This is a genomic window from Allosediminivita pacifica, from assembly GCF_003054175.1.
Lineage (GTDB): Bacteria > Pseudomonadota > Alphaproteobacteria > Rhodobacterales > Rhodobacteraceae > Allosediminivita > Allosediminivita pacifica.
In genome coordinates, this window is record NZ_QBKN01000017.1 from 98,981 (window position 1) to 109,554 (window position 10,574).

A 10,574-nucleotide genomic window follows, 5' to 3' on the forward strand; every position below is an offset into this window, starting at 1 on the left:
CTAGCCGGAAGAAAAGGCAAGGATTTGGGACTTGGACAATATAATCGCCTCCATTCTCGGAACGGGGGTCGCCAGTCTTTGTGGTTTCGGGCTCTGGTGGTCCTGTTTCCGGCGGGGGCGCGGCAAGACACGCCCCAGGCCGCCGACCGTCATCCTCGTCCGCAACGGCGTGGTGGCCGACGCCACGCCCGGCGCGGAAGAGATCACCGGCACCTCGACGATCTACGACACCCCGTGGGAGGACCTGCGCGACGCGCTCCGCCAGCGCTTCCCCCATCTGCCGGATTCCCCGCCCGACGGCTCGCGCCCGTTGCACTTCATCGACGACGCCGGGCTTCAGCTCAGCCTCACCCGCTCGGGCGAGACGCTGCGCATCCGTCTCGATCGCGCCGCCATCACCCCGGCGCGGCTCTTCCGGCTCGAAACGCGCCGCAGCGAAGCACGCCGCCTGCGCGACATTCTCGATCATCTTCCCATGCCCGCCTGGCAGAGCGGGCCCGGCGACGACATGGTCTGGCACAATGCCGCCTTCGACGAGATATGCCGGCGCAGCGGCCGAAAGGCCGCAAACGGCGATCCCTTCGTCAGGGCCGACGGCGACGACGGCGCGAAGACGCGGGCCTCTGTGGTCGACAGGCACGGAGAAAAGCTCTGGTACGAGGTCGAGGGCCTGCCCTTCGATGACGGGACCCTTCACGTGGCGTGCGACATCGGAAGCCTTGTCACAGCCGAGCACGCGCAACGGCAATTCGTCCAGACGCTCTCCAAGACCTTTGCGCATCTGCCCATCGGCCTGGCGGTCTTCGGCTCGGACCACAGGCTTGCCCTCTTCAACCCGGCCCTTGTCGACCTGACCCGGCTCCAGGGCGAATTTCTCAGCGGACGCCCCACGCTGCGCAGCTTCTTCGACATCCTGCGCGAGGACCGCATGATGCCCGAACCGAAGAACTACGCCACCTGGCGCGACCGGCTGAGCGAGATGATCAAGGCCGCGCAGGACGACCGCTTCTGCGAGACATGGACGCTCGAGAACGGGCTGACCTACAAGGTCACCGGTCGTCCGCACCCCGGCGGCGCCGTGGCCTTCCTGTTCGAGGATATCAGCGCCGAAATATCGCTGACCCGCCGGTTCCGCAGCGAGCTCATGGTCACGCAGTCCGTGCTCGACAGCTTCGAGGACGGCGTGGCGGTCTTTTCGCACAACGGCGTTCTGGTCTTCTGTAACGCGCGCTATCGTGAAATCTGGCGCGACGCACAGGAAAGCGCGCTTCCCGAAGCCAACGTCATCGACGCAGCCCGGCTCTGGCAACGCGCCTCCGAGGGCGGCCCCGACTGGCGCAAGCTCTCCGAGTTGATCCTCGATCCGATGCATCGGCATACCTGGCATACCGAGTTCACCCTCCACGCCGGCGAAAGGCTGTTGTGTCGTGCCTCGCCCGCGGCGAACGGCGCCACCCTTCTGCGGTTCTCGCGGACCGACACCGAGGTCGCGCAGGCCCTCGCGTCAGGGCAGTGAAGACCGGTTGCAGCAGCCGGCGCCCACGGTATCCTGCGCGCGATGGATCCGCGCAGTCATGAGCTTCACCTTCCGACCCCCGAGGCGACCGCTGCACTGGCCCGCGGCTTCGCGCCCCTACTCGTGCCCGGCGACGTGTTGCTGTTGTCCGGCGGCATCGGCGCGGGCAAGACGCATTTCGCGCGGGCGCTGATCCGCGCCCTTCAGGACACCCCCGAGGACGTGCCCTCGCCGACGTTTACCCTTGTTCAGGAATACGACACCCGCGCCGGGCCGCTGGTCCACGCCGATCTCTACCGGCTGGCCGGGCCCGACGGCGTCGACGAACTCGGCCTGTGGGAGGCCTTCGACGACGCCATATGCCTCGTCGAATGGCCCGACCGGCTGGGGACAGAGGCCCCCGCCGACGCGCTGCACCTCGACTTCGCGGTCGGCGCGGATGACGAGAGCCGCCATCTTGTCCTGCACTGGCAGACCTCCCGCTGGGACGACCGCATTCCCGGACAGGCCGCATGACGCGCGACGACTTCCTTCGCGATGCCGGCTGGGAGGGGGCGCAGGCCGCGCCGCTTGCCGGCGACGCCTCCTCCCGCCGCTACACCCGCCTCGGCCGCGAGGGTGAAACCGCCATCCTCATGGAGGACCCCTCGGGCGATTGCGCCCGCTTCGCCCGTATCGCCCGCTACCTGCGCGACGCCGGCCTCAGCGCGCCCGCGATCCTGGCCGAGACACCCGATCTGATGCTGCTCGAGGATCTCGGCGACGACCTCGTGGCCCGCATCGCCACGCCCGACACCGAGGCCGCGCTCTACATGGCCTCCGCCGACGCGGTGGCGGCCCTGCACGGCGCCGAACCTCTCTCCGGCCTGCCCGTCGCACACGCACAGGAACTCGGTGAGCTGCCCGGCATCACCTTCGAGACCTATGTCCATGACCCGGCCATGCGCACCGAGGCCATCGCCACCCTGACCGATCGCCTCGCTGCCCTCGACGGGATGACCGAGGTCACCATCCTGCGCGACTTCCACGCCGAAAACATCTGCTGGCTGCCGGATCGCGAGGGCGCCGCCCGCGCCGGGCTGCTGGACTTCCAGGACGCCATGCTCGGCCACCGCGCCTACGATCTCGTGTCGCTCCTGCAGGATGCCCGCCGCGACGTCTCCGCCGACACCGCGGCCTGCACCCGCCGGCATTTCCTCGACCGGACGGGCCTCGATGCCGAGCCCTTCGACCGCGCCTATGCCCTGCTCGGCGCCCAGCGCAACCTGCGCATCCTCGGCGTCTTCGCCCGCCTCTCGCGCAGCTACGGTAAGCCCCGCTACCTCGACCTCGTCCCCCGCGTCTGGGGTCACCTGCAGGCCAACCTCGCGCACCCCGACCTCGCCGGGCTCCGCCGCATCCTCTCCGACCTGCCGCCCCCCTCGGGCGCCCACCTCGCCACGCTGAGGCCCGAATGCCCGACGCCGTGATGCTCTTCGCCGCGGGCTTCGGCACCCGCATGGGCGCTTTGACGCAGGACCGCCCCAAGCCGCTGATCGAGGTGGCGGGCCGTCCGCTGCTGGATCACGCACTCGAGCTGACCAGCCATCTGCCCACGCGCGTGGTCAACGCCCACTACCGCGCCGAACAAGTGGCCGCGCACCTGCAGGGCACCGGCGTGACGCTGTCAAAGGAACAGCCCGACATCCTCGACACCGGCGGCGGGCTGCGCCACGCCCTGCCGCTGCTGGGCACAGGCCCCGTATTCACGCTCAACACCGATGCCGTCTGGGCCGGACCCAACCCGTTGCGGCACCTCGCCGCCCACTGGCGCGACGACATGGAGGCGCTGCTGCTCTGCGTGCCGCTCGACCGCGCCGTGGGCCGCCAGGGCGGCGGCGACTTCTCCCTCGACGCCGAAGGCCGCCTGATCCGCAAGGGCGATCTCGTCTACACCGGCGCCCAGATCCTGCGCACCGACCGGCTGGCAGGGATGCCCGCAGGGGCTTTCTCGCTCAACGCCCTCTGGACCGAGATGGCGCAGGACGGCACCCTCCATGGCCTGACCTACCCCGGCCACTGGTGCGACGTGGGCCACCCCGGGGGCATCGCGCTGGCCGAGGACATGCTTGCCGATGTTTGACCCCACAGACACCCCACGCGCCTTCGGCCTGCCCCCCGGCGTCGACTTCCCGGTCGAGCTTGTCGCGGGCCTGCGCGCCCGGCTGCAAGGCCATCCGCCCGAGGCCATGGCGCGGGTCGAGATTTACGTGAACACCCGCCGCATGGCCCGCCGCCTGCGCGACATCTTCGACGCCGGCCCCGCATGCCTGCTGCCGCGCATCCGGCTGGTCACCGACCTCGCCGATCCGCTCACCGCCGCACACCTGCCCCAGCCGGTCCCGCCCCTGCGCCGCAGGCTCGAACTCACCGCGCTGGTCGCCCAGCTTCTGGACAGCCAGCCGGACCTCGCCCCACGCGCCGCGCTTTTCGATCTTTCGGACAGCCTCGCCACCCTGATGGACGAGATGATGGCCGAGGACGTGCCGCCCGAGGTGCTCGAACAGCTCGACGTCACCGACCAGTCCGGCCACTGGCAGCGCGCGCTCACCTTTCTGCAGATCGTCCAGCGCTTCTTCGACGGGGACGAGGCGCCCGACGCGCAGGGCTTCCAGCGCCTTGCCCTCGCCGCAAGGCTGGCCGCGTGGGAGGCCGCGCCGCCCCGGCACCCGATCCTGGTCGCGGGCTCCACCGGATCGCGCGGCACCACCGCCGCCTTCATGCGCGCCGTCGCCCGCCTGCCGCAGGGCGCCGTGGTGCTGCCGGGGTTCGACACCGACCTGCCCCACCACGTCTGGCGCGGCCTCGACGACGCCATGAAGCACGAGGATCACCCGCAGTTCCGCTTCGCCCGGATGCTGCAGGAACTCGACCTCGCGCCGCAGGACGTGCCGCAATGGACCGACACGCAGCCGCCAGCCCCGGGCCGCAACGCGGTGCTGTCGCTGGCCCTGCGCCCCGCGCCCGTCACCCACCAGTGGCGCAGCGAAGGCCCCCGCCTGCCCGACCTGCCCGGGGCGATGCAGGGCGTCACGCTGACCGAGGCCCCCGACATGCGGACCGAGGCGCTCGCCATCGCGCTGCGCTTGCGCCAGACGGCCGAGGACGGCACCCGCGCCGCGCTCATCACCCCCGACCGGATGCTGACGCGGCAGGTGACCTCGGCGCTCGACCGCTGGAACATCCTGCCCGACGACAGCGCAGGCACGCCGGGGCAGCTCACGCCCCCGGGCCGCTTCCTGCGGCATGTGGCGGCGCTCTTCCGCCAGCCGCTGACCGCCGAAACCCTCGTCACGCTGCTCAAGCACCCGCTGACCCACACCGGCGCCGACCGCGGCCCGCACCTGCTCAACACCCGCGAACTCGAACTGCGCATCCGCCGCAAGGGCTGGCCCTATCCCGATCCCGACAAGATCCGCGAATGGGGGGCCGAACGCGACGTGGCGGACTGGGCCGACTGGGTCGCCATGACCTTCAGCGGGCGTGACACCCCCGGCATCCGGCCGCTCGCCGACTGGATCGAGGATCACCTGACGCTCTCCGAAGCGATCGCCGCCGGTCCCGGCCAGCCGGGCAGCGGCGAGCTTTGGCAGGCCGGCGCGGGCCGCAAGCTTTACGACGCCATGCAGGAGCTGCGCGGCGAGGCGGCCCACGGCACCGACATGAGCGCCCGCGACTACGGCGATCTCGTCACCGCGATCCTGTCGCGGCAAGAGGTCCGCGACCGCGACGCCCCGCACCCCGACATCCTGATCTGGGGCACGCTCGAGGCCCGCGTGATGGGCGCCGATCTCGTCATCCTCGGCGGCCTGAACGAAGGCGCCTGGCCCGAACTGCCCGGCGCCGACCCCTGGCTCAACCGCCAGATGCGCCACCAGGCGGGGCTGCTGCTGCCCGAACGCACCGTGGGCCTCTCGGCACACGACTTCCAGCAGGCCGTGGGCGCCCCCGAGGTCTGGCTCACCCGCGCGCTGAAATCGGACGAGGCCGAAACCGTGCCCTCGCGCTGGGTGAACCGCCTGACCAACCTCATGACCGGCCTGCCCACCCGCGACGGCCCGCAGGCGCTGGCCGAGATGCGCCAGCGCGGCAATCACTGGCTCGCCCTCGCCCGCGCAGCCGAAACGCCCATCGCCAGCACGCCCGCCCCACGCCCGGCCCCCGCGCCGCCTGTCACGGCGCGCCCCAAGAAGCTCTCGGTCACGCAGATCAAGACGCTGGTCCGTGATCCCTACGCCATCTACGCCCGCGAGGTGCTGCGCCTGCGTCCGCTCGACCCGCTGCAACGCGCGCCCGACGCGCTTCTGCGCGGCATCCAGGTGCACGAGATGCTCGAACACTTCGTGCGCGACACGCCCGACGAGCACCTCACGCCACAGGCCTTTCACGCCGCCGTCACCAAATGGCTCGGCGATGCCGAAGCGATCCCCTTTCCGACCGTCCGCGCGCTCTGGCAGGCGCGGCTCAACCGCGTCGCCCGCTGGTTCACCGAAACCGAAGCCACCCGCCGCACGCAGGCCCGGCCCACCCATTTCGAAACCGAGGCGCAGGACGGCATTCCCGCGCTCGATTTCGCCCTGACGGCCAAGGCCGACCGGCTCGATCTCGACACGGCGGGCAACGTGCACCTCTATGACTACAAAACCGGCGCCGCGCCTTCGGCCAAGGAACAGGCCCATTTCGACAAGCAGCTCCTGCTCGAAGCCGCCATGGCCGAGCGCGGCAGCTTCAAGGGCATCGGGCGGCTCAAGGTCGCCCGCGCGACCTACATCTCGCTCACGGCCAGCAAACCGCAAGAGGTCGCGGCCCCCCTCGACGATATGCCCCCCGCCAAGGTCTGGGAGGAATTCGAGACGCTCATCGCCGCCTACATGGACCCCGCCAAGGGTTTTGCCGCCCGTCGCGCCCTGCGCAGCGAAACGGACGTCTCGGACTACGGCCAGCTTTCGCGCTTCGGCGAATGGGACGTGACGGACGACCCGCAGACGGACCCGCTGACATGATCCGCAACGACGCCACCCAGAAACAGGTCGATGCCGCCGACCCCGGCAATTCCACATGGCTTGCCGCCAACGCGGGGTCGGGCAAGACCCGCGTGCTGACCGACCGGGTGGCGCGGCTGCTGCTCGAAGGGGTGTTGCCCGAACACATCCTCTGCCTGACCTACACCAAGGCCGCCGCGACCGAGATGCAGAACCGCCTGTTCAAGCGGCTCGGCGGCTGGGCCATGCTCGAGGACGAGGACCTGACCGGACAACTGGCCGACCTCGGCCACGACCGCACGCCCGACGCCGATTTCCTGCGGCAGGCCCGCACGCTTTTCGCCCGCGCCATCGAAACGCCCGGCGGACTGCGGATCCAGACCATCCACTCCTTCTGCGCCTCGCTGCTGCGCCGCTTCCCGCTCGAGGCCGGCGTCAGCCCCCAGTTCACCGAGATGGAGGACCGCGCCGCCGAGATCCTGCGGGGCGAAATCCTCGACCGCATGGCCGACGGGCCGCAGGCGCATCTCGTCCAGGCCATCGCACCCTACGTCAGCGGCGACGACCCCGCCCGCCTGCTCGGCCAGATCGCCCGCCGCCGCGATGCCTTCTGGCCGCCGCGCACGCCCGACGCCATTCGCAGCGCCTATGGCCTGCCTGCGGACGCGGGTGAGGATCACCTGCTGGCACAGGTCTTCCTCGGCAACGAAAGCGCGCTGGCCGCCAGCCTCGTCCCCGCGCTCGAAGGCGGCGGCAAGACCGACAAGACGCTTGCCGACAAGCTCAAGACCTTCCCCGGCCCCACCACCGCAGGCCTCGACCTGCTCGAAAGCGCCCTGCTCACCCAGTCCGGCACCATCCTCAAGACGCTCGGCACCAAGGGCGCCCGCGCCAATGCACCCGAAGCCTTCGACCAGCTCGACCAGCTCGCCGCCCGCGTGGAAGAGGCGAAACAGACCAAGCTCTGCCTCCAGGCCGCCGACCGCGACATCGCGCTTCACGCCTTCGCGCAGTCCTTTATCCCGGAATACGAGGCCGAGAAGACCCGCCGCGGCTGGCTCGACTTCGACGATCTCATCACCCGCACGCAGGACCTTCTGGAAAACCCCGGCGTCGCCGACTGGGTCCTCTACCGGCTCGACGGCGGCATCGACCACATCCTTGTGGACGAGGCGCAGGACACCAGCCCCGCCCAGTGGAAGGTGATCGAACGCCTCGCCCGCGAATTCACAGCCGGCGAAGGCGCCCGCGCCGACACCCGCCGCACGATCTTTGTCGTGGGCGACAAGAAACAGTCGATCTACAGCTTCCAGGGCGCCGACCCGTCCGAGTTCGACCGCATGCGCGAGGAATTCCGCAACCGGCTGCGCGACACCGACGCGCCGCTGTCGTCGATGGAGCTCGAATACAGCTTCCGCTCGGCCGAGCCGATCCTGCGCCTTGTCGATCAGACCTTCGAGGGGCGCGAACCCTCGGGCTTCACCCCCGATCAGAAGCACATCGCCTTCAAGGACCAGATGCCGGGCCGCGTCGACCTCTGGCCGCTGGTCGAAAAGACCGAGGAGGAGGAGGACGGTGCCTGGTACGATCCCGTCGACCGGGTGGGCAGCCGCCACCACGACGTCATCCTCGCCAACCGAATCGCCCGCTTCGTGGGCAAGGCCATCGCCGACAGGGTGCCACTGCCCATCGAGACCGACGGCACATGGACCGCCCGGCCCATCCACGCGGGCGATTTCCTCGTCCTCGTGCGTCGGCGCGGCAGGCTCTTTACCGAGATCATCCGCGCCTGCAAGCAGCTCGGCGTGCCCATCGCCGGGGCCGACCGGCTCAAGGTCATGGCCGAACTCGCCGTGCGCGACATCGTCGCCCTGCTGAGCTTCCTCGCCACGCCCGAGGATGACCTCTCGCTTGCCACCGTGCTGCGCTCGCCCCTCATGGGCCTGTCGGAACAGCAGCTTTTCGACCTCGCCCACCGGCGCGACCAGAAATACCTCTGGCCCGCCCTGCGCGACCGGGGTGCGGAATTCCCGCAGATCATGGGTGTGCTCAACGACCTGCGCGACTGGACCGACTACCTGCGCCCCTACGACCTGATCGAACGCATCCTCACCCGCCACAACGGCCGCCGCCTGCTGATCGGCAGGCTGGGCCCCGAGGCCGAGGACGGCGTCAACGCGCTCCTGCAACAGGCGCTCGCCTACGAGGCGACCGAGGTCCCGTCGCTCACCGGGTTCCTGCACTGGGTGCAGGCCGACGACTTGACCATCAAGCGCGCCCCCGAAAGCGCGGGCGACCGGCTGCGGGTCATGACCGTGCACGGCGCCAAGGGGCTCGAGGCGCCCGTGGTCATCATGCCCGACTGCGCCAAGCCGGATGAAACCGTGCGCGACGAGCTTCTGACCGAGGGCGGCGATGCGCTCTGGAAACAGCCCTCTGCCGCCATGCCCGCCCGCCAGCAGACCGCGCAGGACGCCGTGAAGGAGGCCGCCGCCCGCGAACGCGACCGGCTGCTCTACGTGGGCCTCACCCGCGCCGAACACTGGCTGATCGTCGCCGCCTCGGGCGATCTCGGGAAGGACGGCAAGGCCTGGCACGATCAGGTGGGTGTCGGCATGGACCGCTCGGGCGCCCTGCCGCATGTCTTCGACTTCGGCGGGGACGACCGCGCCGAAGGCCTGCGGCTCGAACACGGCAACTGGGACGCCCTGCCGCTGCACGAGCTCGCACACCCCGAGGACAGCACGCCGGACCTGCCCAAGATCTACACTCAGCCAGCGACCCCCGCCGAACCGCATCCCGAACCGCGCAGCCCCTCCGACCTCGGCGGCCCCAAGGCCCTGCCGGGCGCCGATGGTGATACGACCGAGACCGCCATGGACCGCGGCACCGCCCTGCACGCGCTGCTCGAATGGCTCTCGCCCCTGCCGCCCGAAGACCGCCCCGGGGCGGCGCGGCACCTCATCCCCGACCACCCCGAAGCCGACGCCCTGCGGGCCGAGGCGCTCGCCACCCTCGCGGCCCCCGAAATCGCGCCCTTCTTCGCCCCCGGCACGCTGGCCGAGGTGCCGGTGACCGCCGATTTGCCCGGCCTTGGCCGCATCCACGGCGTCATCGACCGTCTGATCGTCACCGATGCGGAAATCATCGCCGTGGATTTCAAATCCAACCGCACAGTGCCCGCCAGCGCCGACATGGTCCCCGACGGCCTGCTGCGGCAGATGGGTGCCTATGCGGCGGCTCTTGCGCAGATCTGGCCCGGCCGGGCGATCACGACGGGCCTCATCTGGACGCAAAATGCCTCATGGATGCCCCTTCCGCACGCGCTCGTGATGCAGGCGCTCGACCGGGCGACCGTGGCTTGACGCCACCACGGGGCCTACATACGTTCACCTACCAACAGACATTCTCCAAGACATCCGCCCGAAGGAGGCCCCAATGTCCACAGTCGCAGTCACCGACGCCACGTTCGATCAGGAAGTGAAGAACTCCGACGTGCCCGTCGTCGTCGATTTCTGGGCCGAATGGTGCGGTCCGTGCAAGCAGATCGGCCCGGCCCTGGAAGAGCTGTCCAAGGAATACGACGGCAAGATCAAGGTCGCGAAGGTCGACGTCGATCAGAACCCGAACACCGCCGCCGCCATGGGCGTGCGCGGGATCCCGGCGCTCTTCATCTTCAAGGACGGCCAGGTGATCTCGAACCGCGCCGGCGCCGCACCGAAAGCCGCGCTGCAAAGCTGGATCGACGAGTCGATCTGAGGCGTCCGGAACAAGCTTGAGGAAAACGCCGCGCCTTCGGGTGCGGCGTTTTTCGTTGGGCCGCGCACTCCGGCGGCCTTTGCTTGCACGGGTCCAGGGTCCTGCCTCACCTGGGGTGCGTGGCGGGCGTCAGCGTCCGAAGCTGCCGTTCAGGCAGCGCGCGGCGAAGGTCGGCAGTGAGCACCAGACTCACCGATGCTGCGGGGCGCGCGAATGTCGGCTTTCGTCCGGCGCGTCGCACCATGATGGAGTTAGTCAGCTTCCACCAAGTCACTCCG

General features: G+C 70.0%; 7 protein-coding genes. All 7 read left to right on the plus strand.

Annotated elements, in window-relative coordinates; genetic code table 11:
• Nucleotides 1-31 precede the first annotated feature (31 nt).
• The 7 genes from C8N44_RS14050 (at nt 32) to trxA (ending at nt 10,296) form a co-directional block, all read left to right on the plus strand.
• Complete coding sequence (locus C8N44_RS14050; protein ID WP_107977405.1) at nt 32-1,516, plus strand: PAS-domain containing protein; 1,485 nt, start codon at nt 32-34, stop codon at nt 1,514-1,516.
• Between the two features lie 42 nt (nt 1,517-1,558).
• Nucleotides 1,559-2,032, plus strand: a complete 474-nt coding sequence (gene tsaE, locus C8N44_RS14055; RefSeq protein ID WP_107977406.1) for a tRNA (adenosine(37)-N6)-threonylcarbamoyltransferase complex ATPase subunit type 1 TsaE — start codon at nt 1,559-1,561, stop codon at nt 2,030-2,032.
• Nucleotides 2,029-2,985, plus strand: coding sequence for an aminoglycoside phosphotransferase family protein (locus tag C8N44_RS14060; RefSeq protein WP_107977407.1), 957 nt, complete (start codon nt 2,029-2,031; stop codon nt 2,983-2,985). Before tsaE ends, C8N44_RS14060 begins: the two co-directional genes overlap by 4 nt.
• Entirely contained in the window at nt 2,970-3,638 is a 669-nt protein-coding gene (locus tag C8N44_RS14065) for a nucleotidyltransferase family protein (protein WP_107977408.1), read from the plus strand. Before C8N44_RS14060 ends, C8N44_RS14065 begins: the two co-directional genes overlap by 16 nt.
• Nucleotides 3,631-6,558 (plus strand): double-strand break repair protein AddB, encoded by a 2,928-nt coding sequence (gene addB, locus C8N44_RS14070; protein ID WP_107977409.1) that lies wholly within the window; start codon nt 3,631-3,633, stop codon nt 6,556-6,558. Before C8N44_RS14065 ends, addB begins: the two co-directional genes overlap by 8 nt.
• Complete coding sequence (gene addA, locus C8N44_RS14075; protein ID WP_107977410.1) at nt 6,555-9,902, plus strand: double-strand break repair helicase AddA; 3,348 nt, start codon at nt 6,555-6,557, stop codon at nt 9,900-9,902. Before addB ends, addA begins: the two co-directional genes overlap by 4 nt.
• A gap of 73 nt (nt 9,903-9,975) precedes the next feature.
• Nucleotides 9,976-10,296 carry a thioredoxin gene (gene trxA / locus C8N44_RS14080; RefSeq protein ID WP_107977411.1) on the plus strand — a complete coding sequence of 107 codons (321 nt, stop codon included), beginning with the start codon at nt 9,976-9,978 and terminating at the stop codon, nt 10,294-10,296.
• Nucleotides 10,297-10,574: the final 278 nt, after the last annotated feature.

Coding starts and splice junctions, on each gene's coding strand:
- C8N44_RS14065 (WP_107977408.1), top strand. CDS start 2,970: ATGCCCGACGCCGTGATGCTCTTCGCCGCGGGCTTCGGCACCCGCATG.
- trxA (WP_107977411.1), top strand. CDS start 9,976: ATGTCCACAGTCGCAGTCACCGACGCCACGTTCGATCAGGAAGTGAAG.
- addB (WP_107977409.1), top strand. CDS start 3,631: ATGTTTGACCCCACAGACACCCCACGCGCCTTCGGCCTGCCCCCCGGC.
- C8N44_RS14060 (WP_107977407.1), top strand. CDS start 2,029: ATGACGCGCGACGACTTCCTTCGCGATGCCGGCTGGGAGGGGGCGCAG.
- tsaE (WP_107977406.1), top strand. CDS start 1,559: ATGGATCCGCGCAGTCATGAGCTTCACCTTCCGACCCCCGAGGCGACC.
- addA (WP_107977410.1), top strand. CDS start 6,555: ATGATCCGCAACGACGCCACCCAGAAACAGGTCGATGCCGCCGACCCC.